The organism is Paenarthrobacter nitroguajacolicus, from assembly GCF_051027655.1.
Taxonomy (GTDB): Bacteria; Actinomycetota; Actinomycetes; order Actinomycetales; family Micrococcaceae; genus Arthrobacter; species Arthrobacter nitroguajacolicus.
In genome coordinates this window covers 3,209,333-3,231,610 of sequence record NZ_CP073234.1, presented here as the reverse complement: position 1 = coordinate 3,231,610, position 22,278 = coordinate 3,209,333, and the positions used below count along the sequence as shown (strand labels likewise).

Below are 22,278 nucleotides of genomic sequence, written 5' to 3'. Positions count from 1 at the left end.
ATCAGGGATATCAGTCGGAGACGGCGGCAGCCCCGCCCTCGCTGTTTGCATCACGGGCCGTGGCAAGACGCTTGCGTGCGCCCTCAAGCCAGTCCTCGCAGCGTTTAGCCAGTGCCTCGCCACGCTCCCAGAGCGCCAGTGATTCTTCGAGGCTGGCTCCGCCGGCCTCCAAGCGCCCTACGACGGCCACGAGTTGTTCGCGGGCTTCCTCATAGCTCAAGCTGTCCAGGGAATCCGGTGCCGTTGGATTGTTCTCAGTCATGGTGTCCTTTGATGTGGTGGTGACGGTGGCTTCAGCAGTCTTAGTGTTCGACGAGTTGTCCTTGGCCGGCGGAGACAGCCCTGAAACGGCCCTCAGCTACGCGGATGCTTAGCGGCGTCCCGTCCGGTGCCTCTTCTGGGCTGCTCACCACGTGGTGCCCCGCCTGGTCCTCGCCGAGGAGCTGGACAACGGCATAACCGCGGTTCAGGGTCTTTTGTGGTGAAAGGGCACGGACCTGCGCACGCAAGTGGTGGACTTGGTCCAGCGCCCTAAGGACCGCAGTGCTGACCGCTGAATGGGTCCTGCGCTGCAAGCGGTGGATATCTTCGGAGCGGGCATCCACCATCGAAGCAGGAGTGGCCAATACGGGCCGGGACCTCAGTGCATGGAGTCGATCAGTCTCGCGGTCCACCATGCGGCTGATACCTCGGCGGAGATGGTCCCGGGCCTGGCGAACCATGGCCAGTTCTTCGGCCACATCCGGAACTATGCGCTTGGCCGCGTCTGTGGGTGTTGACGCACGTAAGTCCGCCACGTCGTCCAGGATCGGACGATCAGCTTCATGGCCGATTGCACTAACAATCGGAGTGGTCGCGGCCGAGACGGCTCGAATGAGGTCTTCATTGCTGAATGGCAGGAGATCCTCCAGCGCGCCGCCACCGCGGGCGAGGACAATGACATCCACGTGGGGGTCGGCATCCAGTTTCTTTAGGGCCGCGATGATCTGCGAAACGGCGGTGTTGCCTTGGACAGCCACTTCGCGAACGTCAAACTCAACTGCTGGCCAACGCAACGCTGCATTGCGAAGGACGTCCTTCTTGGCATCGGAATCCCGACCGGTGATGAGGCCGATGCGGTGGGGGAGCAACGGGAGTTTGCGCTTCCGCGAATCCGCGAACAGTCCCTCGGCTGCCAAAGCCTGGCGAAGTCGTTCGATCCTTGCCAGTAGATCGCCCAGGCCTACCGGACGAATGTCCTTGACGGACATGTTCAAGCGGCCGGTCTTGACCCAGAAGTCCGCCTTGACCAAGGCAACCACCCGGGAACCCCGTTCCAGGGGTATCTTCTGGCGGTCAAGCACCGTTGACCAGACCGATGCCGGAAGTGAAATTTCTGCGTCAACATCACGCAGGGTCAGGAAAGCGTTACCGCCCCGGCGGTTCAGTTCAATGACCTGACCCTCGATCCATGCAGCCGGAGCCCGCTCTATGTGTGCCTTGAGCTTGCGGGACAGCAATTGCAGGGGCCAGGGGTTGTCCGGGCTGGTTTCGGCGGCAGTCCCCGGCAGCGTGGATCCCGGTGTCGCTTCAGCGGACATGGTGGGTCCATGGCTGGTTCAGTCGCCGTGTTTTTTCCTGCATTGTCATAGTCCTCGCTCAGGGGTGCGGCTGTGGTTGCCAACCGGCCTTCCAACTCTATCCATAGCTTGGGCGACGCCTCCGACATTTTTTCTGCCATGTGGACAGACCTAGGATGGTGCCATAGCCCCCGAGCCTGAGGATGACCTTGCGTACTTTTGTTTCAGCATTGGGAGTTATCCTCGCCTTAATCCTTACGGCTGTGGCCGTTCCAACGGCATGGATTGACCAGAACATCGTCAAAGAAGAGGGCTTTGTTCGCATAGCAGGTGAATTAGGCAACGATCCGGAATTCCAAGACCGCCTGGCCACGGCCGCTGTTGGAACCTTCGAGTCCTCCGTGGATCTTCCAGGACCTATCCAGTCCTTGGCGGCCGACGCGCTCCGCAGCGCTGCATCGGGCATGCAATCGTGGAGCGACTACCCTCAAGCGTGGGAAGAGACAGTACGCAACAGCCACAGGTTGAACTTCGGCGCAGCGAACCAACCTGAGGAGGCCGCCACCACCACTGCCCTGGTCCTTGATATCAGCCCTTTGGTTCGGCTCATTCGTGATCATTTTGCCGAGGCCACCCGGATTCGGATTGATGTTCCTGCGGAAAGTCTGGTGTCCCTGGGGGAGCCCTCCCACCGCCAATTGGTGGAGCGGGTGGCGGCATTCGCACCCCTGTGGTGGGTGGCCGCACTCGGTGCCCTGATATCCATGCTCCTGGCGCTTGTCGCCGCGCGCCGGCGGTCCTTGGTGTTGGTCTTCCTCGGACTGGGCGGCTTGGCGCTTGCTGCTCTCTGGACGGCCGGGGCGGATCTTGCCGGGGGAGTGGTTGGCAGTCTGTCCAGCGCAAACGGCGTGGCTGAGCTGTTCAAGCAGGAGTTCCTCACGGCAGCCAAGGCAGGCTTCGGGGAGTGGATCCTCATGGCAGCGGTGGCGTCCGGTGGAGTCTTTGTGGCCGGCATCATAGCTTCCGTTGTGTCAGGGCGACGAGGGTCACGTTCGGCCAGCAGCTAAAGTCCTACCCGATAGCAGGGAGGCAAAGTCCGGCCCGGTAGCATGGAGGAATGACCAGCACAGCAGTTTCCATTCCTATGCCCACGGTGCCCCGTAGACGCCGTTCCCCGGAAGAGGTTCAGGCAGCGGCGCCCGTCACGGGCCCCAAGAAGGTTCTGTTGGCGGCTCCCCGCGGTTATTGCGCCGGCGTGGACCGGGCTGTCATTGCTGTGGAGAAGGCCCTGGAGCACTACGGCCCTCCCGTTTATGTGCGCAAGCAGATCGTTCACAATGTGCATGTGGTCAGTTCCCTCGAGGAACAAGGAGCCATCTTCGTCGAGGAGACCGACGAGGTTCCCGAAGGTGCCTTGGTCATCTTCTCGGCACACGGTGTCTCTCCTGCAGTGGTCCAATCAGCCGAGGACCGCGGACTGCGTACCATCGACGCGACGTGCCCACTGGTGACTAAAGTCCACAAGGAAGCCGTGCGCTTCGCCAAGGAAGACTACGACATCCTGCTCATCGGCCACGAAGGCCATGAGGAAGTCGAAGGAACCGCCGGTGAGGCCCCGGAGCATATCCAGATCATCAACGGACCGCACGAGGTAGACAAGGTCACCGTGCGGGATCCGGAGAAGACCATCTGGCTTTCGCAGACCACTCTCAGCGTGGACGAAACCATGGAGACGGTTCGCCTCCTTAAGGACCGGTTCCCCACGCTGCAGGATCCGCCCAGCGATGACATTTGCTACGCCACCACAAACCGTCAGGTGGCCATTAAGAAGATCGCACCGCAGGCTGACCTCGTGATCGTTGTGGGTTCGGCCAACTCGTCCAATTCCGTGCGATTGGTTGAGGTAGCCCTCGAATATGGTGCTAAGAGCTCGTACCGAGTGGACTTCGCCAATGAAGTGGACGAGTCCTGGTTCGAGGGCGTCGCCACCGTGGGCGTGACCTCCGGCGCTTCTGTCCCTGAAGTGCTCGTCAAAGATGTTCTGCGGCTTCTGGCTGACTACGGTTACGGCGAGGTCCAGGAAGTGGTGACAGCAGAGGAAGACCTGCTTTTCTCGCTTCCAAAGGAACTGCGGGCCACCTTGAAGAAGGCCGGCGACGTGACACGTGCCCTTGGCGGCCGTGGAAACCGTCAGACCTCCTAGCTCTTTCTCCATACAAAACTGGCCCGCCATGGTCGCCTTCCTACGGGAAAGCTTCCACGACGGGCCAGTTTCGTTAGGAGGGGTTACGTCCTAAGCGGCTGACTCCTGGTCTTCGCTGTCCTCGTGTTCGCTGGTCGAGTCCTGGTGCCCGAGGGTGTCCACGGCGAGCAGTTCAGGGGCTGCCAAGGCGCGGGGGACAGCCTCCACAGACATGGGAGCGGCAAGACCCGCATCGTCCATGGTGTTGAGCTTGCGCGCGGTCGGGAGTACCCGAGCCTCCAGCGTGCCCACCATGGCGTTGTAGCGATCCACGGATGTCTTCAGTGAGCTTCCCAACTTGCCGACGTTCTCGCCAAGTGTGCCCATGCGCTCGTACAGTTGCTTGGCGAGCTCGAACAGCTCGTGGGCGCTGTCCGTTAGGACGTCCTGTCGCCAAGTGAAGGCAACCGACTTGAGGACCGCCAGCAAAGTCCCGGGCGACGCCAGAACCACGTTCCTGGACAAGGCATGTTCAAGCAAGGCCGGATCGGATTCGAGGGCTGACGCCAGAATGGATTCCGCCGGTAGGAAGCAGATCACCAGCTCAGGCGAGTTCCCCGGAATGTCCCAGTATTTCTTGGCCGCCAAAGCGTCGATGTGGGCCTTGAGCGCCTTTGCATGCTGTGCCAGCAGAGTCTTGGAGTCATGGTTGACGGTAGGTCCCACCGACTCGCCGAACGAGCCGTCTCCGTGGAGTTGTTCCTGCGCGGCGAGGTAGGAAGCCAGCGGTACCTTGGCATCCACCACCAGTTGCTTGCCCCCGGGAAGCTGGACCACCAGGTCCGGCCGCAGGGTGTTGTCACTACGTCCGGAATGAACCTGCTCATGGAAATCCACGTGCCGGAGCATCCCGGAGGCCTCCACCACCCTGCGCAGCTGCACCTCGCCCCACTGGCCGCGGGCGCTATTGGAACGGAGCGCTGAGGCCAAAGCATGGGTTGACCGCAGGAGCTGTTCGTCGGACGAACGCGCATCCTGAAGTTGCTGGGCGAGTTGCCCGTACTGCTCCACCCTGTCCCGTTCGAGGAGCGAAACCTGTTGCTGGACTGCCGTCAGCTTTTCCGCCACGGGAGCGAGCGCACGCAGGACGCTGCCGTCAGAATTCCTTGCTGCGTTCAGCTCACGGTTTTGTGTAAACAAAAGCCGGCGTTCGGCGTCGGCCGCTGCCAGCTGTGCCGTCACCTCCGAAAGCCGTGACGAAACGGCGTCGAAGTCTTCTTCCAAGCCGGCGCCCCGACGCCGGAAGACAACATAGCCGGCCGCGAGGCCAACCGCAGCGCCAATCATCAGCATGAGCAAGGCCAAAACCAATCCAAATCCATCCATGTAGCAACCCTGTCACAGGGGTACGACAGTTTTAGCGAGGCTGCAGCTGCAGGCACGAATTGGAGGAGTGAACAACCGCGGACACGGTTCCAACGGGTAGAATCAATGCTCGTGGCTCTTACTATTGGCATCGTCGGACTGCCCAACGTCGGCAAATCAACTCTTTTCAACGCACTGACCCGTAATCAGGTGCTCGCGGCGAACTATCCGTTCGCAACCATCGAGCCCAACGTCGGAGTGGTCAACCTTCCTGATCCCCGTCTGGCGAAGCTGGCGGAGATCTTCGGTTCGCAGAAGTTGCTTCCCGCTCCCGTGTCCTTCGTGGACATCGCCGGCATCGTGAAGGGCGCCTCCGAGGGCGAAGGCCTGGGCAACAAGTTCCTTGCCAACATCCGCGAGGCAGAGGCCATCGCGCAGGTCGTCCGCGTATTTGACGACCCCGACGTGATCCACGTCGACGGCAAGGTTGATCCGCGCTCCGACATGGAGACCATCAACACCGAGCTGATCTTGGCAGACCTTCAGACGATCGAAAACGCGATCCCGCGCATCGAAAAAGAAGTCAAGATCAAGAAGCGTGAAGCAGCCGAACTCGCCGCCATCAAGGCAGCCCAGGCAGTTCTGGAACGCGGCGACACCATCTTCTCCTCCATCAAGAGTGACAAGCTGGAGATGGGGCACCTCAAGGAGCTCGGACTTCTCACTGCAAAGCCCTTTATCTACGTCTTCAACGCCGATGAAGGCATTCTCGGCGATCAGGAGAAGCAGGACGAACTGCGAGCCCTCGTTGCGCCGGCAGATGCCGTGTTCCTTGACGCCAAGCTCGAAGCCGACCTCGTCGAACTGGACGAGGAAGAAGCACGCGAGATGTTGGAAATGAACGGCCAGAGCGAATCCGGCCTGGATCAGCTGGCGCGCGTCGGTTTCCACACCCTTGGCCTGCAGACCTACCTCACGGCCGGTCCCAAGGAAACCCGGGCCTGGACCATTCGCCAGGGCGATACCGCACCGCAGGCTGCCGGCGTGATCCACTCTGACTTCCAGCGTGGCTTCATCAAGGCCGAGGTTGTCTCCTTCGACGACCTCATCGACGCCGGTTCCATGGCCGAGGCAAAGTCCCGTGGCAAGGTCCGCATCGAAGGCAAAGAGTACGTGATGGCCGACGGCGATGTGGTGGAGTGGCGTTTTAATGTCTAGAAGCGCGTAAACTCGCGCTTTTTTCGGGCCGGTTTGACACGGAAATGATGTCACATCGGCCCTTCTGTGTCAGCTTTGTGTCAAGATCCTGAGCCTGACACAGTGCCAGGCTGCGATCTCAGCCCGTCGATGGTCGAGGCGGTTCGATTGATCGATTCGACGCTGTGAGTGCCCGAGGTCGCCCCCTACAGGCTGGAGCGACACCGTCCGTCGCTGTAACTGAGCAGGGGGAGTGGGGGCGGTGTCGTTCTCTCGCGGTATCGAATGGCAGGACTGACGGCGAGCGCGCTGCACACACACACGAGCCCGGGGCAATGTTGCCCCGGGCTTTGTCGTAGCTGCCTGCTCATGCGCCCATCATCACGAGATCGATCGATCACCCCGGCCTGCCAGGATCAGCGCCGAGATCGCCTCCTATGGTCAGCGAGGTTGTGTCAGCGCTTCGAAGGGTGCTGGGGTGCGGTGTCGTAGGCGGGAAGGCCGTAGTGCCGTTCGTAGATCTCCCGGAACTCCTTCTTGAGCGGTCCCATCTGGTTGAACTCGATGCCCTGCTCTTGCAGCCATTCCCTCGCGGCCACCGTGTCATAGGGCTTCTTACCCGCTGCCAAATTACGCTGTGCCTCCGCCTGGAGGAGCTGTGCGCGGGCTCGCTCGGTTTCCCCGAGGGGCACCGCCGGGGCTGCTACCTCTCGTGCCTTCTCGATGTAGGGAGCGAGTAACTTCGCCAGTTCCTCCTCGTGAGCGTTGGTCAGGTCGATCTCGAAGTGCCTGCCGAGGAAGCCGAAGCTGACCGACCCCCCGCCTTCTGGAGGGATCGGAGTCCCGTCGAGGTCATCGACTTTCATCACCACATCTGCCATGGGTTCATCTTATACTCGCGGACACTTCTCCACCAGTGACGGGAGCGAGTCTCATAGACTCTGAAGAACCCAGAGAGTCCGATTTGGCCCCTTCGTCGGGCTTCGTCCAAAAGTTTTTTCAGAAATTTTCTGCAGATCGGCTGGACTCGCCCGCGGAATCATGCGGCAAAACCGGGCATGAACCCCGTGTCCCTTGGGGGTGGCGGAGTGGTGGCCATTTTCGGCTTGAGTCTCAGAGACTGATTCTGTAAAGTCGAAGACACGAAGCAACCCCGCGGAGGAAACGAGGAACCGGTCAAGAGCTTCTGAACCTTGACAACTCAATCAGATTTTTCAGAGAGGGGCCCCGAGCGGCTCCCTCAAGAGCGCGCCATTGGCGTAACAACAGACCTCGGCGGAGCGCAGGCTCCGTCCGACCCACAGAAACCGGCTCACGCGAGCCACCAACTAACAAGGAGGCCCACCATGGGCAAAGCAGCACGCAACAAGAAGAACAGCAAGCACAAGAAGACAACACGGCGTTTCATGCTCGAGAGTCGCGACCCCGCCGCCGAGGGATCCTTTGCGGCTGGGGGTGAGATCAATCGCATCCACGAAGTGAACCGGTTCCTCCTGGATATGTTGACAACGGGAGACGAGATCTGGGCAGATCTGGATCTGATCGGGAGAGTGAATCGGCTCACGCCGCGTGAGTTTGATCTAGCAGTTGACTCGCTGCTGCACGATCCCAAGATCGCGACTTTCCGCACGGAGGGTGGCCATACGATGCGCGGCTACATCGCTGGCCGAATTGCCGAAGGAAGCCTGGACGCAGAGTACATCCCGGCGCTGATCATCGTTGAGTTCCACGCACGGGCGCTCATCAACGCGCTGTACCAGGTCCACGAGGCCTTTGGGTACAGTCTCGGCGCATCCGAGTTCAACCAAGTTTCGAATGCCGTCGGCAGCTACATGGGGGCTCTGGCAGCCCAGTTCCCTGACCTCAACTTCGCGGAGATCGAGCGGGCGGCCGAAGAGAAGGCCCGCTGGAGAGCGGCAGATGTGCTTCTCCACGCGGTGGCCTTCCCGAGCGCAGCCGCCTAGCCCTGAGCAGTACTGGGGTCGCTACTCACAGCGGGTAGCGACCCCTTTGAATCACTACAGATTGGAATCAACCATGCAACACACTCAAAGCAAGCCGAAGCACACCCACGCTCATCACAGCTCACCCTTTGCTGGGCAGCTCGTGAAGATCGCGCTAGTCCCCACCCCTGAACACGCTCAGCGCTACAGCCGAATGGATCAGAGGCCTTATCTTCCTACGGAGACTCCCTGGGCCGAGTTCGATGCTGAGTCCTACGCGATCTATGCGTCAGGCGCCTCAGCCGTCGTGGAGGTAACGCTTCGAAACCAACCGAACTTTTACCCCTCGCTGCTCTGGGGTGATCGAGTCAAGGTGCAGGTCGGAGGTGGGCGACAGCCCACGGTGACGCCAAGTCCAAGCATTGCTGAGGTCGAACGGGATGCACAGTTCGAAAGCTCGCCGATCGACCGCGCAGTAGATCTGGCGCACGGAATCCTTGCACTCACCAGCGAGCAGAGCCTCACGCAGGCTGAGCTTCTGACCGGCTTCTATCGAGCGGCAATCGCAGCAATTCCGGGACTCATCGCCCAGGACTTCATCTCCGATCTCGGGAGCGCAACCCGAGGGGAACTTCCACCCGTGGCGGTCGTTGGCGACATGCTGAGCTGGCCGCTCGCGGAGATCTTCATCTCGCTCTCCCTTGACCGCGAGGCAGAGAAGATTGGTTCGAATCAGCGCTACGACACGACAGTTGGTGAGTTCCGAGCTGGGCACTCTAGCGACCCTCGGCTTACAGAAATCCACAGGGCACTGGTCGCACTCGAAGGGACTTTTGGCCCCGTCGATTGGGACGCGGTTTACGCGCAGACTCGGCGGCTGGCCGTGCGTGTCATGAGTCATCTGCGCGGTGCGATGTGGCTCAAAGAACTCGACTGGGCGACCGTACTCAAGATGCACGGATAAGCAGACATTTCACCGTTAGACAACTACGAAAGGAACCAACTATGAGCACAACAACCACCGCAACAGATGCCGAGATCATCGAGTTCTTTGCCGAGAACTTCGACCTGCCCGAGGATGAGCAGAACATTGACGGGTGCTGGCACGCACTCCTCTGCGAGATCGCGCCCCCGCTCGAAGACCCAGACATCCTCATGGGTGGCTTTCGCGATTCGCTTGCCGATACCGAGCGCGCTCACTGTGATCACACCTGCGATTGCGCCTACTTCAAGCGGGTGCAGCGAGCGGCTGAACTCTTCGGGCTAACAGCCGAGCAAATCGCGGACGGCGACTACGAGCTTGCACCGCGATTCGCAGACCAGCTCGAATGAAACAAGCAAGAGCCCCGGCCAATGGTCGGGGCTCTTTGTGTCAGTGCGAGGCTAGCGCGCCAGCCGATCAGCGATCCACTGCGCTCCGTCGTGGAGCCAAGGCCCGCTGATCTCCCAGCCGTCCTGGATCGCCTGAAGCATGATCTCGACAGCCTGCCGAAGCAGCTCCATCAGCTCGAAGAAGGTCACGACTTGTCCCTCACGGAGTAGAGCAAGGGCACGCCGTTGCCGACGATGACGGAGTAGACCTCCTGGCCCTGGGCCTCAGCATCGGCCAGAGCCTTCTTGAACTCGTCCATCAGCTCGGGCTTGATGTGCTTGTGGGCCTCGCTTGCATCGTAGGTTGCCATCAGTTCTCCTCCTCGTCGGGGCTGTAGAAGAGATCCGTGGAGGGTGAGTCGATGATCGAGCCGTAGGTTGCGCCGTAGTGCTGCCCGTTGTTGAGCACAATCACGGAATCAGCGCCGTAGACCTCGATGGCCTGTTCGACCTCTTCGAGGAGCCGGGCCAGCGTGAAGCTGGTGCTGATCTGATCCGGGGCGTAGCCCTGGTTGTCGGAGATGTTGAGGAGAACCTGCGAAGCCATGATCTGCTTTCTGAGTGGGTGGTTAATGAGGAAGGGCCGGGGATGATCCCCGGCCCTGCTGGTTCCGATCAGTCCTGCTTCTTGAGCGTGTCGATCCGGTCGGCCAGCTCGTTGAGAACCTTGATCGCCGCGTCGCGCTTCGCGGTGGCCTCCTCCTTGCTCTTGGCGTAGAAGGGGCGGGTGCGCTGTGCATCGTCGACGAGGCCGCCGACCTCGTGGCGGAGCCGAGCGAACATGCGAGTGAGGTCCTTGCGGTCGAACTCGTCAGCCTTGACGGAGGGAGCCTGGGGAGCGGTGGTGGTTGCCATGATGGTTGCCTTTCGAGCGGTGGTTGTGGTGTGAACATGGCCAACAATATTGAGAAGCTACTAGGAGTCAACTCCTCTGCAAAAATACTTTTGACCTGGGTTTTCCCTTTCGCCAGGCTCCGCGTATCGCCGCCGCATGGACAACTACTGGAAGCAGTATCAGCTCACGCTCGACCGCATCGAGAAGGAGAAGCCGCAGACCTTTGATGGGGTGAAGGCCATCCTTGATCTCTTCGAACCTCCCTCGTCCGGGGAGGCCTTTCTTCCCCGGCGGTGCTGATGAAACGCTCGGTGATTCTCTCTCAAAGGCTGGCTGGCACATCGACTGGCGAGAGGGCGACTACCTCTGGCTCGGTACATCCAAGACGGGCGAGCTCATCAGCTATGTGGAGGGCGATCTCTACCGGGGCAACGCCTTCAAACCGCGCCGAGACTGACCATCGGCAGGATGCAGAAAAACTGTTCTGAGCGCGCCCGCTACAGCCCCGATGTCATCGATCGTCTGGACTGTGCTCCAGCCTTAGGCGGACAACCGTGGGCTGAGAGTGGCCATCCTCGATGACGATTCGAGGAGCATCGATTCTCAGAGGAACATGACGACCTCTCCAGGCACAAAAGACGGCGGCGAGGGTGGTAGATCCTCGCCGCCGTTGGTGTGCGCGCACCTATCAGCTCGCCTCCTCCCAGGTGCTTGCTGTCTGGGGAGAGTTCAGCCTGCCAGTGTGGCCAGGAGTCCACATGTCCTCCATGTTGCTGATCCCGATCTCCCGCTCTACAAAGTGTCGAGCGGTGTCCTTGTCGCCGTACTCTCGGATCAGCTCATAGGCAGCGTTCCAGCGGATGAGCCGTTCGCCCTCATCGAGGTAGCGACCGAATCGGCGGATTTCGATCTCTGTCTTGAATCCGTCGTCTGTCAGTAGCGCCTCCATGTCATCCACGAGATCGAGCAGCTTGCCGGGGTACTCATGCAGACTGGAGCCGTCAGGGTGCACTCCTGAGAAGGCGTACCTGACCGCCTTCTCCAGCGGCACCCAGCCAGAATGAGGGAGGCTCGCCTTGCCGACAAGCTCTGCTCCAGCAGCCACAGCGGTGATGAATGGGCTGAGTTTCTTTTCCATTATGACCTCCTCAGGTCAGTAGAAGGTCTGTGGTAGGTCGTCAGAGCGTCCAGGCTTTACCGTCGAAGCGGTTTCCGGCGGCGTCTTTCAGCTCAAGGATTCGAACCAGGTACCTTTGATCTCGGTTCTCCAAGACCTCCTTCGCAGCGCGTTTCACAGCCGTGCTGATCGCTGGAGTGGGTGTGAGGTAGGCGAGGACATCGAGAGATGCGAAGCCGTGATCCGTCTTGTTTTGCCAGAAACTGTTGAGGATCTTCTTCAGCTCGACCGGCTGCTTCGCTGAAAGCTCGACCTCAACGCCGATGGAGACGGGCTTGTCCAGGTCATGGCGTAGGTGTTCGAGGTCGATCACAAGGTCGGCTGGGTGGCTCTCCTTGGTGGTGCTCGCATGGACCTTTTTGTTCACGACGGTCCAAAGAGCGGGGTAAGCATGCATCACTTCGGATGCGTGAAGGTGGCCATTCCGCACATCCATGGTGGCTCCCTCTCGGATATCTCGAGCGATTTCGACCGGCTTGTACTTGCCCCTCTTGTCGAAAGTTGCCCGCGAGTACTCACTGTTCATGTAGTACTCAGGGACAAGGAATGGGAGCAGATCGATGCCGGTAGCCAGCTCGACCGGTGCGAGCTTGAGTAGATCTGACTTGCCTCCGACGAGTTGAGCGATCACATGATTCACCGCGAGCGTGTGCTCAAGCTTGCTCGGAACTCCCTTGCCAGCGTGGTATCTCTTCGAGATTCGATGATCAGTGATGCCCATGAAGTCCAGAACTTCGTAGCCCTTCTGTGTCAGATACCAGAGCTGAGTCATGCCGAAAACCTTGTCTGAGCCAATCAGGCCGATCTCCTTGAGGCCGAGCGCTCGCTTGTGAGCGGTCGAAGTAGCCACATTGAGAGCGATGCCGATCTGCTTCGAAGTGCTGAATCCACACTTCCGAACCAATGCCATCAGCAGGTAGTCAGCAGGGCGGAGAGCTGTTCTTCCATACTTGGGAGCAGCCGGATTCACCTTCCGCTTACGCTTCTTGGCTGTCGGCTCAGCGTCTGATTCGACCGCTTCCACAGTCTCCTCAGCGGCAGTAGCGGTCTGCTTAGGTGCTGAAACAGGTGCGTTGGGAGTCGGCTTCGGTGGCTCCTCATCATCGAAATCGTCCATATCTCCAGCGAGAATCGCGTTGTATTCAGCCGTCTCGGCCTGCGAGTCTGCGCCGATCGTGGCGCTGTCGGATGTTCTATCTGCACCGATGGTGGCGTTTTCAGCGGTCTTGGACTCTGGCTCAGTGCTGTTCTCAGGCTGTTGGATGGTCCCTGGCATCATCTGGGTGATGGAATCATCTTCCTCGTCCAGAAGGAAGTTTGGGACGCCTGAGTCGGTGTTCTGGGTGTCTGTAGCGGTCATCTCTGTTCTCCTCTGTGATGAGATCGGCGCTTAGGATCGTTCTCCTGGCTGTTTTCTCGCCAGCAAATGTTCCTTGCGAGTCCCATATCAAAGGAGTTGCAGCGAAGGTTGCAGTAGAAGCGCGAAAAGGTATGCAGCGGGAGCGCGAACTGCTTTTGCTGGTCCTACTGACGCTCTTACGCCATCAGATTGGCGCGAGATCTCGCCTTAGAACAGCTCTCCTAGAACCGGCTGTAAAAACAGGTTGATGAGCTTCAGCAAGGAGCGGAAGCCGGAGCAGCGGCGGCCAGTATCCAGTGGTCTTTATTTTTTGCTGACGCTTAGGATGCGTCTCCTGCTTGATCCTAAGCGCGAGTCAACAGGAGTTGTTGGCAACGGTCAACCTTGGACTAGGAGGATGACGCTCACCGATGTTCTATCTGCACCGATGGTGGCGCGTCGTCGGCTGATAGTAGTCGCTGGGGTGATTCACCATGGAAAGAGCAAAACCACTGGGTGAGTGGGTCGGCTACCACGCCGATCCTGAATGGCCTGAGCCAACAGTGTGCTGGCCGCCCTGTAGCGACTGCCGCTCGGGCATGATCCGCTACGAGGACGAAGAGGAAGCCGAAAGGGTACTCGCAGAGCTTCGGCGCTGATGTTCTATCTGCACCGATGTTGATATGCCCTCCGACTCAACACGAGAAGGAGGAATCGATCATGGAGCAACTAACACCGGCAGAGAAAGCAACTCTGGCGACTCTGGTCTTTCACTTGCCCTGGGGAGCCGCTGAACCCGGGTGGTGCGAAGACCCAGAGACATGCTCGCTCGGTGGCGGCCATGTGGTCGGGATCGAAGCGGCAGAACAGATGCGACCGAACCGAGACGCGGCCGCAGCCAAGCTACTGCCATCGTTCACAAAGAAGGATCTCCCGATGCTCCGGGAGAGCGAGCGCACCGGCAGATCAATCTTCGAGCTACGCAAGGAGGGCTGGTGATGGCTACCGCAACAAAGACCAGGCTCCACTACTCCCCGGAACTCGGTAGGTACATGCGCTGTGTCGCCCTGGAGAGCTGTCCCTACGGTGACGCGCACACCGATGTGGCAGGGATCGCAGACGCTGGCGGTGGGCAGGCTGTGCCCAATGGACGGACGCTCGATGTCAGCCCGATGATCGACGGCCACTACACAGTCGGTACCCCCAACAGGACGCAGACCTTCACCCAGGAGGGCCGGAAGCTCACTCCTGTTGAAGCTCGACGGAGGCGGCGAGAGCTGGAGAAGCGAGCCGAACAGGCGAAGGCTCAGGCCGGGGAGGCGGGAGCGGCGACCATCGATCTCGGTCCACGAATCAAGGAGTTCGAGCTAGCCGAGACAACCACGGACCCGGGAGTTCTTTCGATGCTCGCCGGTTCAAAGGATCCGGCTGTTCGGCTCGTGGTGCTCCGCAATCCAGCGGTTGCTACATCTACCCTGGAACAGCTCGCCATGAGCGAGGATCAGGGCTGGAAGGTCTACCGGCTCGCAGCGTTCGAGGAGCTGGGCTTCCGCTACCAGGATGAAGAAGATGCTCGCGAACTCGAGATCGATCGACAGCTCGCACTCAAGGCTCCCGCTGCCGCTGTGCTGTCCGCAATGCCCGAGCCTGTCTTCCAGAGGAAGACTCCGACCGAGCGGCGCTCGCTCATCGGCAAGGCTGTCGAGCAACTGGCGCGAATGCTCAAGCTGTCCGTGAAGTTCGCTGGCTGGGCGAACCGAGCGGCCTGGAAGGTCGCCATCGGATCTGATGGAGTCAAGATGGTCTCACTCCCGAGGAGGGTGGCCCGCGATCTGAGCCGCAAGGGAGTCCTCGGATTCCTGATGGAGATGTTCATCGCGGTAGCGGAGAAGCCCTTCAGCTCGAAGAGCCTGTCGAAGCAGCTCGGCTTCGGCTGGTGAACCGTTGTGATATGGAGCCACGATGCCTGTTCGGTGGATAGGGCATCGCCTCCCGATGTGAAACAGGGGCCGTAAGCAGATGCCGTGTTCTGCTTACGGCCCCTTCCTTGTGTCCGGGGAGATGTTCTATCTGCACCGCTGCCGTCGTATTGATATGGGTCTGTGTTCTCACACAACAGGAGGAAGAACACCATGGATAAGACCACTCAACTCCCCGAATCCGCAATCGCAGCGAAGGAGCGAAACAGATTCCGGCTCACCCTCGCTCTCATCATCGTGGCGGCTTTCGTGCTCTCGATGCTTGCAGGCTGGCTCGGCCTCGTGAAGCCCTCGGCAGCCACCCTGTCCAACGGAGGCTTCTGCATCATGGCGACGGGCTACGACGGCGAGTTCACGGGCAAGGCTGGAGCGAAGAACTGCGGGTCGGCGGAGGTACCACCCGTTGTGACTCACCCAGTACCCAAGCCCAACCTTACGATCACGGGCTGCACGATCACGAACAATGGCCTCGGCATTTTGGCTAGCGCACGGCTTACCTGGACAAGCGCTCAGCCCTACAGTGCGGTGAGCGGCACGATTGACGGACGAGAGATTCCGGGATCGGAGATCACGACGACCGGACCCACCGCAGGCACCTATACCTACACGATGACCCTCAGCAAGACTCAGCTCGATACGCTCATGGGGAAGACTGGTGGCTACTCAGCTAGTCTCAGGGTCGATGCAAGGCTCGGCGACGAGGTTTCATACGGAACGCGCTCGCTTACCGTTGGGGCCAACGGCTTCGGATCTGCCTGCAGCTGACCACTCGATAGACAAAACCGCCCGGCACTCCCACAGTGCCGGGCGGTTCTCTGTGTCCGAAGTGAGCACCCCAGATGCCTGCTTTCGGAGCATGCTGAATGATGCTGAGATCGCAGTCTCAGCGCGCAGCCCAGAGCATCGATCCCCTCGACGCTGTAGCGCGCATCTCAGCCCGTAGCCTGCGACCTCGGGTGAGATTCGTCCAGCGCGCATGACGATACATGGACATCGATTCCCTGGCGATTGTTGACCCTCCTCGCGCGCGGGTGTGCGACACAACAGCCGGCGCCTCTTGTTAGAACAGGCTTCGACCAAGGAGGAACCATGAACAGACTTGAGCAGGCCCGGGCTGCAGCTCGCCGCTCATCCGAGATCGCAGCAGCTCGAAGGGCCAGAATCCCCGGCTGGACTGAGCCGACAGAAGAGATGACAGAGCGCAGACGGCTCATGAATCGAGAGTTCGTCAAGGCTCAGGGAGCCGCTGACATCTTCTATGCGCTGAAGGCCGAGCGCCTGGCAGCACAGGAAGGAACATCTGTTGACTCGCCCGAGACTGCGATCTGAGACACCATCTGTCATTTCGCGCACATGCTGACCGCCTGACAATCATCGACGCTGAGACGGGCAGGTAGCGATGCCCCTCGATATGAGCCATGTCCCACCAGGGACAGGACTCATCTGGAGGAATCATGGAAACACTCAACCTGCTCGCCCTCGGCGATCTCGTCAACTCTGCAATCAGCGATTGGATCGGCCCCGTGCTGGTCGGCATCATCGCTGTAGTGGCGATCGTCCTACTCTGGAAGCGCCAGTTCGCTGGCTTCCTGACCTTCGCAGCGATGGCCGTACTCGCGGCTCTCTTCGTCTTCTTCGGCGGCGACCTCTTCGGCAAGAACGGAAACATCACGAAGGCTGGAAAGGATGTGGCCAAGAAGATCAACGCTGTCGATCTGACCGCAACCACCTACGCTCAGGACTTCCTCACGCTGGATCGCTGAGCGTAGCGACTACTACTACGCAGGCGGGATGGTGCTTCGGCACTGTCCCGCCTTCTTCTTGGTCAGCGTGGCCTTTTGCTGATGTGCGACACCACGGCTAAGGCGATTCTCGGATCACTGTGGTGACACACAACTACCTCCTCAGCTCCTGCCGGAATCCCGTCTTGGTACCTACGATCTGGGCCGACACGGGACCGTCCCGACCACGGAGAGGGGCTGAAACCCCGATCTCATCGATGTTCTGGCAGGAATCCTGGGGTGTGTCGGGGTGCCGACGGTGTGCCGGGTTGCCGACACACCCAGAACCGCGATCTCATCGATGCTCTGGGCTGAGTGTGTCGGTGTGTCGGGTATTTCAGGACCATCCCTCTACGCGAGATCAGAAGTATTCCATTTCTTGTTGAGGAGAAGTAGCCGCAGAAATGACGGCACACCGACACAGCGCGCTACAGCCCCGATATAGCTGCCTATCTGGCGTGCCGTGCCGCCGACACACGCAGTGGCACACGGCACACCGTGCAGATGTGCGACACCACGATAGCTGTGGCCGTTTTGATATGAGAGTTGTGCAGCTTGCGGCTGGGGCTTTGGGGTGGTTCCCAAATGCTTACGGCCCGGAGCGGTGGATTGAGTTTGGCTTCCAGTGCCTGTGTGTCCTCTCCGCCGCTCCGGGCCGTTTCTTTCGTTGTGACCGTTTTGATATACCTCCCGTTCCCCGACCAGGAACACAGACGCACTTAAAACCTGGAGGACTCATGTCCAATAAAGACATTGCCGCTCAGCTCGCCCAACTCCGCATTGAGGAGGGCGACCGGATGGAAATTTTCTGCGAGAACTACAAGCCCTATGGCGGCTGGGATAGCGATGAGCTGAAGGATGCATACCTGCGATCTCTCTCCGGCGAGGAGATCGAGGAATCCGCTGTGCCGTCAGTCTCAACTGGCGCTGATCGCAAGAGGTCACCCGCCAAGAAGGGTGCCGACAGCGATGGGCTGATCCCGGAGCGCTACGACGAGTCCGGGCTCGGTGATGCTTTCATTGAGGCACATCCCGAGCTGATCTGGAACAGCACCCGGCGCACTTGGATGCGCTACGACAGCTCGCGGGGTGTTTGGGATGTCTTCGGTAGTGAGGCCGCTGAGAAGATGATCGATGAGTTCCTCAAGAAGGTTCAGCGGGACGGCGAGGAAGCCTTCGGCAAGGACGACTTTGCTGCAGGGAAGCGTCTAGGAGACCAGCGCACACAGGAAGCGGTGGCGAAGAAGATCAAGACTAAGCGGCACATCGAGCAGCGGCACCTTGACGCAGATCCATACCGCCGGGTCTTCCGCAATGGGGTCTTCGATCCTCGATTCCCTGAGAGGGGCATGGCCCCCTTCGACCCAGAGTTGTACGCTACGCGCTGCGTGGACCTCGACTACAGGCCGGAGGCGACTCACCCCCGGGTCAAGGATGTCCTGGCGCCCCTGCCGGACGACGCCCACGAGTGGTTCCAGCTCATGGCCGGCCAATCGCTGCTGGGCTTCCAGCCCGCCGCTGAGTTCGCCATATTCCTCCACGGTCCTACTGCTGGCAACGGCAAATCCATGGAGGTCGACTGGCTGGAGTCAACGGCGGGGAAGTACATCGAAGAGGACCCGGACCAGAGCGGATATTCCGGCAGGCCGGACCAGGCCACGCTTCTCGCTGGAGATAACTATGACCTCGTCAGCTTCGAGGGGTTGAGCCAGGCGATCATCGAGGAGCTGCCCGACAAGCACATCCACTCTTCGCCCTTCAAGCGGCTCATCGGCACCGACAGCTTCAAGGGGAGACAGATCCGGGAGAAGCACCGGATGATCCACAACCGGGCAACCATCTGGATCACCTGCAACATCTTCCCCTCAATCGACAGCTCGGATCAGGGAGTCATCCGACGAATCAAGGTGGTCCCGTTCACGAAGAAGTTCGTGGACACCCCCGAGGAGCTGAGCAAGTATCCCGCTGGAACCGCGTTCCTGAAAGACCCCAGCCTCAAGAAGATGGTGAAAGAGGATAAGGGGCTCAAAGAGGCGCTGCTGGCATGGCGCATGGTGGGAGCGATCCGCTGGTGTGCGACACCAGAGTCCAAGCGTGCCGCCCTCGAGGGTGCTGTGCCCGCGAGCGTTGCCCGTGCCACTGCCGCTCAACTTGAGCGAGAAGACACCATCCAGGCGTGGCTCGATGACTGCATCATCTTCGATCCCCGCGAGGACGAGAACGGCGAGCCGTTGGCCCCTGCACACTACTGCCTCACGATGGATCTTTACCGGAGCTACAGCGCTCATCTGAAGGCGAGCGGCCACGCTTATGGGGTGAAGCTCAACACCTTCCAGGATCGGTTTGAGCTCAACCCGAAGGTGCAGGCCAACCAGCTCCAGAAGGTGCGGGGACGAGTGAGTGGACTAACCCACTCGCGCTACGAGACGGCTGATGGCGAGTTCGAGAAGCCCGGTGCAACGCCACGCCATGTGAAAGGAATCCGCTTCCGCACGGTGCTAGATGACAACGAAATCAAGCCTGGCCTGACTGCCGTAGAGGCTAAGCGACTCAAGATCGTCGATCTCGTTAACCAGATGGAGCTTGCAGGAATCACACCTGAAGACCTGGCAGAGGCTATTGCGAATGACCGCCGCGTGCTCGTTCCAGCAGAGGCCTCAACTGACGATCTCGACGACCTGAATGACACCCACTAACCCACAACCCCGCTGAGGCGGGAGGAACGAGGAGCTCATGCACCATGCAACTAATCAACAGCGAAGCACCTACTGTCCCATTCGGCAGGTACAAGGGCCGTAGCCTCCAGGAACTCGTGCAGTTCGATCACCAGTACGCCAACTGGATGGTCTCACTTCCGAACTTCCATACGGAGTACCCGAAGCACTATGACGAGCTACTGACCTTCCTCAAGATGGCGGGCCTCTACAAGGCTGCCGGTCTTCGGGAGCCGTGGCGGGCACCGCTCAACTGGAAGAGGAGGCGCTGACCATGGCTCGCTATACACCGAATCAGATGGCGGCACTTCGAGCGAAGTTTCAGGAAGCCGCTGAGGAAGCGATCATGCAGGCAGGCATTCCAGATCCGGAGGGAACACGGACGCGGAAGCTCATCCGGTTCTTCTATGAGGACATCGATGAGTGGGCGCTGGTGCTCGGCTTCGCACCGAGAGACAGCCAATCGCGGAAGTAGCCCGATGATCAAGAGATGGTGTCACACACCTACTGGGCCACGATCCGAAGTTGGATCGTGGCCCTTCTGCTCAAGTGGATCTATGCCTGGTTTGCGCGGCGTTCGATGAGGATGGTATCCCGCCAAGTGCCCTGCTGCGGCCCATAGCTCATCTTGGCGATGCGGTCCCTACGACCCACTACGCGGAAGCCCGCTGACTCGTGGAGCTTAAGGCTCGCAGTGTTCTCCGGGAAGATTGAGGACTGAACTGTCCAGACCCCAACTCGGTCGGCCAGCTCAAGAAGAGCTGCGAGTAGTCGGGTCCCGACGCCTTGACCTGATGCTTCCGGATGAATGTAAATCGAGTGCTCAACGACTCCGCGATAGACCGCCCGCGATGATACGGGTGAGGCTGCGACCCAGCCAAGGAGTTTGCCGCTGGGATCGATCGCTACGAGTCGAAGATCAGGCCGCTTGCTCATGTCGAACTCAGACCAGCTCGCTGGTGGAGCGGCTTCGAATGTAGCTTGGCCTGTGGCGATACCCGCTCGGTAGATCTCCTCAACGGCGGGCCAATCCTCCGAGGTCATCGGCCGGAACTCTAGCTCGATCATCAGGTCGTTAAGTTCTTCGCTGCCTCCACGAGGGCGCCGGTCGTAGGCCGGTAGTAGGCCCAGCGTCCGCGCTGCTCCCGGCTCACAAGACCCGCCTCCACGAGGAGCTTCATGTGGTGGGAGACGGTTGGCTGAGAAAGGCCAACAGGCTCGGTGAGATCGCAGGCGCACAGCTCACCCTCCGGGCTCGCCGCGATGAGCGAAAGTAGCTTCACTCGGGCGGGATCTCCGAGTGCCTTGAACACCTTGGCGAGATCCTGCGCCGTGCCGTCATCGATCACGCCACCACTCGCCGGGTTGCAGCAGGATGTCTCGGCGCTGGTGGGTTCGATGGTGACAGGGAGTGTGGCCATGGATCCATTCTGCCTCACATATTGACATCTGTCGATGTGTCAGTCAGGCTTGTCACATCGAAGATCATCAATCTATGGAGGTTGGGATGTATCCCGTTGCTGTGATCGGTGCTGGCCCGCAGGGTCTGGCCGCTGCTGCCCATCTGTTGGAGCGCGGGCTTGATCCCCTCGTGCTGGAAGCCGGAGGTAGCGCCGCATCTGCGGTTGCCGAGTGGGGCCATGTGCGGCTCTTCTCGCCCTGGTCGGAGCTGACTGATCCAGCAGCTCGCAGGCTTCTGGAACCGACCGGCTGGAATGCACCGGCCAAGGGCTACCCGACTGGAGCGCAGTGGATCGAAGGCTACCTCGCTCCGCTCGCTGAGCAGCTTGGGGACCGAGTCCGCTACGGCTCCCGTGTGGTGGGGGTCGGGCGGAAGGGCCGCGATCTCTCCGTGGATGGTGGGCGAGCTGAACAGCCTTTCGTGGTTCGTGTGCAGCGAGCGGACGGCCAGGAGGAGCGCATCGAGGTATCCGCCGTGGTCGACGCCTCCGGCACCTGGCGAACCCCGAGCCCTGCTGGAGCCGATGGACTCCCAGCCCTCGGGGAGAAGAAGGCACAGGAAGCGGGACTGCTCGACTACAGGATTCCCAGCGTAAAAGAAGCGGCCGAGCTTGCTGGCAAGCATGTGGTCGTAGTGGGGAGCGGCCATTCGGCTGCCACGGCGGTCAACACTCTCGCTCGAATCGCCAAGCGAGAACCAGGCACCCGGATCTCCTGGGTTCTTCGGCGCGGGGCTGTCGGCAACACCTTCGGGGGTGGCGCGGCGGATGAGCTGCCTGAGCGAGGCTTGCTAGGCCAGCGGGCGAAGGAGTTTGTCGAAAGCGGAGCCGTTGACCTCCTCACCGGGTTCCGCGCCGAGCATGTGGGCATCGATGATGGGCGTGCTGTTCTGACCTCGGAGGATGGCCGCCAGCTTCCCCCAGCGGATCAGGTATTCGTGCTGACCGGGTTCCGCCCGGATCTGACATTCCTCTCGGAGATCCGCCTTGATCTCGATGTGCGGCTCCAGGCTCCTGCCCGGATCGCCGCCGAAGTTGACCCGAACATCCACTCCTGTGGCTCGGTCAGAGCAACGGGGGCAGCGGATCTTGCCCACCCGGAGCCTGGCTTCTACATCGTGGGGGCCAAGTCCTACGGACGGGCGCCCACCTTCCTCGCGCTCACCGGCTTCGAGCAGGTGCGCAGCGTGGTCGCCGAGCTCGCTGGAGACAGGGAAGCCGCAGCTCGGGTCGAGCTGGCACTTCCAGACACTGGAGTCTGCGGTGGGTCCGGCGTCTTCGACGCCCCGGAGGATAGCAATGCAGGGTCCTGCTGTGCACCCACGCCGCAGCTCATCCAGCTCGGCACCGCACCAGCGTCTCGCTGAATAGCAAAA

At 60.4% G+C, this 22,278-nt stretch carries 28 protein-coding genes; 16 read left to right on the top strand and 12 right to left on the bottom strand.

What is annotated here, in order from left to right; genetic code table 11:
- Window positions 1-10 precede the first annotated feature (10 nt).
- On the bottom strand, window positions 11-262 hold the full coding sequence (locus KCX59_RS15300) for an exodeoxyribonuclease VII small subunit (protein WP_178997058.1): 252 nt from the start codon (window positions 260-262) through the stop codon (window positions 11-13).
- A 40-nt stretch (window positions 263-302) separates the two neighbouring features.
- Window positions 303-1,580, bottom strand: a complete 1,278-nt coding sequence (gene xseA / locus KCX59_RS15295) for an exodeoxyribonuclease VII large subunit (RefSeq protein WP_179019796.1) — start codon at window positions 1,578-1,580, stop codon at window positions 303-305.
- A 182-nt stretch (window positions 1,581-1,762) separates the two neighbouring features.
- Between xseA and KCX59_RS15290 the strand changes: the two genes are divergently transcribed.
- Both KCX59_RS15290 and KCX59_RS15285 read left to right on the top strand, forming a co-directional pair.
- Window positions 1,763-2,626: a hypothetical protein gene (locus KCX59_RS15290; protein ID WP_178997054.1), complete on the top strand. Its 864-nt coding sequence runs from the start codon at window positions 1,763-1,765 to the stop codon at window positions 2,624-2,626.
- Window positions 2,627-2,676: 50 nt separating this feature from the next.
- The gene (locus KCX59_RS15285) at window positions 2,677-3,762 is read left to right on the top strand and encodes a 4-hydroxy-3-methylbut-2-enyl diphosphate reductase (protein ID WP_024817476.1); all 1,086 of its coding nucleotides are present in this window, start codon (window positions 2,677-2,679) and stop codon (window positions 3,760-3,762) included.
- A 90-nt stretch (window positions 3,763-3,852) separates the two neighbouring features.
- Here KCX59_RS15285 and KCX59_RS15280 read toward each other — a convergent pair whose 3' ends face one another.
- Window positions 3,853-5,127 (bottom strand): DNA recombination protein RmuC, encoded by a 1,275-nt coding sequence (locus KCX59_RS15280; RefSeq protein ID WP_178997051.1) that lies wholly within the window; start codon window positions 5,125-5,127, stop codon window positions 3,853-3,855.
- A gap of 111 nt (window positions 5,128-5,238) precedes the next feature.
- Here KCX59_RS15280 and ychF point away from each other — a divergent pair, with 111 nt between their 5' ends.
- Window positions 5,239-6,324, top strand: coding sequence for a redox-regulated ATPase YchF (gene ychF, locus KCX59_RS15275; protein WP_179019797.1), 1,086 nt, complete (start codon window positions 5,239-5,241; stop codon window positions 6,322-6,324).
- 434 nt (window positions 6,325-6,758) lie between these two features.
- On the opposite strand, the gene KCX59_RS15270 is transcribed toward ychF, so the two are convergent.
- On the bottom strand, window positions 6,759-7,184 hold the full coding sequence (locus KCX59_RS15270) for an Lsr2 dimerization domain-containing protein (protein WP_179019798.1): 426 nt from the start codon (window positions 7,182-7,184) through the stop codon (window positions 6,759-6,761).
- A gap of 465 nt (window positions 7,185-7,649) precedes the next feature.
- On the opposite strand from KCX59_RS15270, the gene KCX59_RS15265 reads away from it, so the two are divergent.
- The 3 genes from KCX59_RS15265 (at window position 7,650) to KCX59_RS15255 (ending at window position 9,578) form a co-directional block, all read left to right on the top strand.
- Window positions 7,650-8,267: a hypothetical protein gene (locus tag KCX59_RS15265; protein ID WP_179019800.1), complete on the top strand. Its 618-nt coding sequence runs from the start codon at window positions 7,650-7,652 to the stop codon at window positions 8,265-8,267.
- A gap of 142 nt (window positions 8,268-8,409) precedes the next feature.
- On the top strand, window positions 8,410-9,210 hold the full coding sequence (locus tag KCX59_RS15260) for a hypothetical protein (RefSeq protein ID WP_218649820.1): 801 nt from the start codon (window positions 8,410-8,412) through the stop codon (window positions 9,208-9,210).
- Between the two features lie 41 nt (window positions 9,211-9,251).
- Window positions 9,252-9,578, top strand: a complete 327-nt coding sequence (locus tag KCX59_RS15255) for a hypothetical protein (RefSeq protein WP_179019804.1) — start codon at window positions 9,252-9,254, stop codon at window positions 9,576-9,578.
- Between the two features lie 51 nt (window positions 9,579-9,629).
- Here the strand turns inward: KCX59_RS15255 and KCX59_RS15250 are convergent, their stop codons facing one another.
- The 4 genes from KCX59_RS15250 to KCX59_RS15235 all read right to left on the bottom strand — a co-directional run bounded on the left by KCX59_RS15250 (window position 9,630) and on the right by KCX59_RS15235 (window position 10,472).
- The gene (locus KCX59_RS15250) at window positions 9,630-9,767 is read right to left on the bottom strand and encodes a hypothetical protein (RefSeq protein WP_179019806.1); all 138 of its coding nucleotides are present in this window, start codon (window positions 9,765-9,767) and stop codon (window positions 9,630-9,632) included.
- The gene (locus KCX59_RS15245) at window positions 9,764-9,928 is read right to left on the bottom strand and encodes a hypothetical protein (RefSeq protein WP_179019808.1); all 165 of its coding nucleotides are present in this window, start codon (window positions 9,926-9,928) and stop codon (window positions 9,764-9,766) included. Before KCX59_RS15245 ends, KCX59_RS15250 begins: the two co-directional genes overlap by 4 nt.
- Window positions 9,928-10,164 carry a hypothetical protein gene (locus KCX59_RS15240; protein ID WP_179019810.1) on the bottom strand — a complete coding sequence of 79 codons (237 nt, stop codon included), beginning with the start codon at window positions 10,162-10,164 and terminating at the stop codon, window positions 9,928-9,930. The genes KCX59_RS15245 and KCX59_RS15240 overlap by 1 nt, the downstream gene beginning before the upstream one ends.
- Window positions 10,165-10,232: 68 nt before the next feature.
- Complete coding sequence (locus tag KCX59_RS15235; protein WP_179019812.1) at window positions 10,233-10,472, bottom strand: hypothetical protein; 240 nt, start codon at window positions 10,470-10,472, stop codon at window positions 10,233-10,235.
- A gap of 224 nt (window positions 10,473-10,696) precedes the next feature.
- On the opposite strand from KCX59_RS15235, the gene KCX59_RS15230 reads away from it, so the two are divergent.
- On the top strand, window positions 10,697-10,909 hold the full coding sequence (locus tag KCX59_RS15230) for a hypothetical protein (protein WP_434122464.1): 213 nt from the start codon (window positions 10,697-10,699) through the stop codon (window positions 10,907-10,909).
- A gap of 231 nt (window positions 10,910-11,140) precedes the next feature.
- On the opposite strand, the gene KCX59_RS15225 is transcribed toward KCX59_RS15230, so the two are convergent.
- Window positions 11,141-11,590 (bottom strand): hypothetical protein, encoded by a 450-nt coding sequence (locus KCX59_RS15225; RefSeq protein WP_179019815.1) that lies wholly within the window; start codon window positions 11,588-11,590, stop codon window positions 11,141-11,143.
- Between the two features lie 40 nt (window positions 11,591-11,630).
- The gene (locus KCX59_RS15220; protein ID WP_179019817.1) at window positions 11,631-12,989 is read right to left on the bottom strand and encodes a replication-relaxation family protein; all 1,359 of its coding nucleotides are present in this window, start codon (window positions 12,987-12,989) and stop codon (window positions 11,631-11,633) included.
- Window positions 12,990-13,688: 699 nt separating this feature from the next.
- Here KCX59_RS15220 and KCX59_RS15215 point away from each other — a divergent pair.
- The 8 genes from KCX59_RS15215 to KCX59_RS15180 all read left to right on the top strand — a co-directional run bounded on the left by KCX59_RS15215 (window position 13,689) and on the right by KCX59_RS15180 (window position 19,917).
- Entirely contained in the window at window positions 13,689-13,967 is a 279-nt protein-coding gene (locus tag KCX59_RS15215) for a hypothetical protein (protein WP_179019819.1), read from the top strand.
- A complete protein-coding gene (locus KCX59_RS15210; protein WP_179019821.1) occupies window positions 13,967-14,908 on the top strand; it encodes a hypothetical protein in 942 nt (313 codons plus the stop codon). The genes KCX59_RS15215 and KCX59_RS15210 overlap by 1 nt, the downstream gene beginning before the upstream one ends.
- A 192-nt stretch (window positions 14,909-15,100) precedes the next feature.
- On the top strand, window positions 15,101-15,712 hold the full coding sequence (locus KCX59_RS15205; protein WP_179019823.1) for a hypothetical protein: 612 nt from the start codon (window positions 15,101-15,103) through the stop codon (window positions 15,710-15,712).
- 324 nt (window positions 15,713-16,036) lie between these two features.
- Window positions 16,037-16,276: a hypothetical protein gene (locus KCX59_RS15200; protein WP_179019824.1), complete on the top strand. Its 240-nt coding sequence runs from the start codon at window positions 16,037-16,039 to the stop codon at window positions 16,274-16,276.
- Window positions 16,277-16,401: 125 nt separating this feature from the next.
- Window positions 16,402-16,710: a hypothetical protein gene (locus KCX59_RS15195; protein ID WP_179019826.1), complete on the top strand. Its 309-nt coding sequence runs from the start codon at window positions 16,402-16,404 to the stop codon at window positions 16,708-16,710.
- A gap of 755 nt (window positions 16,711-17,465) precedes the next feature.
- Window positions 17,466-19,424 (top strand): hypothetical protein, encoded by a 1,959-nt coding sequence (locus KCX59_RS15190; protein ID WP_179019828.1) that lies wholly within the window; start codon window positions 17,466-17,468, stop codon window positions 19,422-19,424.
- Window positions 19,425-19,468: 44 nt separating this feature from the next.
- Window positions 19,469-19,714 (top strand): hypothetical protein, encoded by a 246-nt coding sequence (locus tag KCX59_RS15185; RefSeq protein ID WP_179019830.1) that lies wholly within the window; start codon window positions 19,469-19,471, stop codon window positions 19,712-19,714.
- Window positions 19,715-19,716: 2 nt separating this feature from the next.
- Window positions 19,717-19,917: a hypothetical protein gene (locus tag KCX59_RS15180; RefSeq protein WP_179019832.1), complete on the top strand. Its 201-nt coding sequence runs from the start codon at window positions 19,717-19,719 to the stop codon at window positions 19,915-19,917.
- Window positions 19,918-19,997: 80 nt separating this feature from the next.
- On the opposite strand, the gene KCX59_RS15175 is transcribed toward KCX59_RS15180, so the two are convergent.
- Together KCX59_RS15175 and KCX59_RS15170 are read right to left on the bottom strand one after the other, a co-directional pair.
- Window positions 19,998-20,510 (bottom strand): GNAT family N-acetyltransferase, encoded by a 513-nt coding sequence (locus KCX59_RS15175; RefSeq protein WP_179019833.1) that lies wholly within the window; start codon window positions 20,508-20,510, stop codon window positions 19,998-20,000.
- Window positions 20,510-20,863: an ArsR/SmtB family transcription factor gene (locus KCX59_RS15170; RefSeq protein WP_179019835.1), complete on the bottom strand. Its 354-nt coding sequence runs from the start codon at window positions 20,861-20,863 to the stop codon at window positions 20,510-20,512. The genes KCX59_RS15175 and KCX59_RS15170 overlap by 1 nt, the downstream gene beginning before the upstream one ends.
- Before the next feature lie 86 nt (window positions 20,864-20,949).
- On the opposite strand from KCX59_RS15170, the gene KCX59_RS15165 reads away from it, so the two are divergent.
- The gene (locus KCX59_RS15165) at window positions 20,950-22,269 is read left to right on the top strand and encodes an FAD-dependent oxidoreductase (protein WP_370629255.1); all 1,320 of its coding nucleotides are present in this window, start codon (window positions 20,950-20,952) and stop codon (window positions 22,267-22,269) included.
- Window positions 22,270-22,278 lie beyond the last annotated feature (9 nt).

Coding starts and splice junctions, on each gene's coding strand:
- KCX59_RS15300 (WP_178997058.1), bottom strand. CDS start 262: ATGACTGAGAACAATCCAACGGCACCGGATTCCCTGGACAGCTTGAGC.
- xseA (WP_179019796.1), bottom strand. CDS start 1,580: ATGTCCGCTGAAGCGACACCGGGATCCACGCTGCCGGGGACTGCCGCC.
- KCX59_RS15290 (WP_178997054.1), top strand. CDS start 1,763: ATGACCTTGCGTACTTTTGTTTCAGCATTGGGAGTTATCCTCGCCTTA.
- KCX59_RS15285 (WP_024817476.1), top strand. CDS start 2,677: ATGACCAGCACAGCAGTTTCCATTCCTATGCCCACGGTGCCCCGTAGA.
- KCX59_RS15280 (WP_178997051.1), bottom strand. CDS start 5,127: ATGGATGGATTTGGATTGGTTTTGGCCTTGCTCATGCTGATGATTGGC.
- KCX59_RS15270 (WP_179019798.1), bottom strand. CDS start 7,184: ATGGCAGATGTGGTGATGAAAGTCGATGACCTCGACGGGACTCCGATC.
- KCX59_RS15265 (WP_179019800.1), top strand. CDS start 7,650: ATGGGCAAAGCAGCACGCAACAAGAAGAACAGCAAGCACAAGAAGACA.
- KCX59_RS15255 (WP_179019804.1), top strand. CDS start 9,252: ATGAGCACAACAACCACCGCAACAGATGCCGAGATCATCGAGTTCTTT.
- KCX59_RS15245 (WP_179019808.1), bottom strand. CDS start 9,928: ATGGCAACCTACGATGCAAGCGAGGCCCACAAGCACATCAAGCCCGAG.
- KCX59_RS15240 (WP_179019810.1), bottom strand. CDS start 10,164: ATGGCTTCGCAGGTTCTCCTCAACATCTCCGACAACCAGGGCTACGCC.
- KCX59_RS15235 (WP_179019812.1), bottom strand. CDS start 10,472: ATGGCAACCACCACCGCTCCCCAGGCTCCCTCCGTCAAGGCTGACGAG.
- KCX59_RS15225 (WP_179019815.1), bottom strand. CDS start 11,590: ATGGAAAAGAAACTCAGCCCATTCATCACCGCTGTGGCTGCTGGAGCA.
- KCX59_RS15220 (WP_179019817.1), bottom strand. CDS start 12,989: ATGACCGCTACAGACACCCAGAACACCGACTCAGGCGTCCCAAACTTC.
- KCX59_RS15215 (WP_179019819.1), top strand. CDS start 13,689: ATGGAGCAACTAACACCGGCAGAGAAAGCAACTCTGGCGACTCTGGTC.
- KCX59_RS15210 (WP_179019821.1), top strand. CDS start 13,967: ATGGCTACCGCAACAAAGACCAGGCTCCACTACTCCCCGGAACTCGGT.
- KCX59_RS15205 (WP_179019823.1), top strand. CDS start 15,101: ATGGATAAGACCACTCAACTCCCCGAATCCGCAATCGCAGCGAAGGAG.
- KCX59_RS15200 (WP_179019824.1), top strand. CDS start 16,037: ATGAACAGACTTGAGCAGGCCCGGGCTGCAGCTCGCCGCTCATCCGAG.
- KCX59_RS15195 (WP_179019826.1), top strand. CDS start 16,402: ATGGAAACACTCAACCTGCTCGCCCTCGGCGATCTCGTCAACTCTGCA.
- KCX59_RS15190 (WP_179019828.1), top strand. CDS start 17,466: ATGTCCAATAAAGACATTGCCGCTCAGCTCGCCCAACTCCGCATTGAG.
- KCX59_RS15185 (WP_179019830.1), top strand. CDS start 19,469: ATGCAACTAATCAACAGCGAAGCACCTACTGTCCCATTCGGCAGGTAC.
- KCX59_RS15180 (WP_179019832.1), top strand. CDS start 19,717: ATGGCTCGCTATACACCGAATCAGATGGCGGCACTTCGAGCGAAGTTT.
- KCX59_RS15175 (WP_179019833.1), bottom strand. CDS start 20,510: ATGATCGAGCTAGAGTTCCGGCCGATGACCTCGGAGGATTGGCCCGCC.
- KCX59_RS15170 (WP_179019835.1), bottom strand. CDS start 20,863: ATGGCCACACTCCCTGTCACCATCGAACCCACCAGCGCCGAGACATCC.
- KCX59_RS15165 (WP_370629255.1), top strand. CDS start 20,950: ATGTATCCCGTTGCTGTGATCGGTGCTGGCCCGCAGGGTCTGGCCGCT.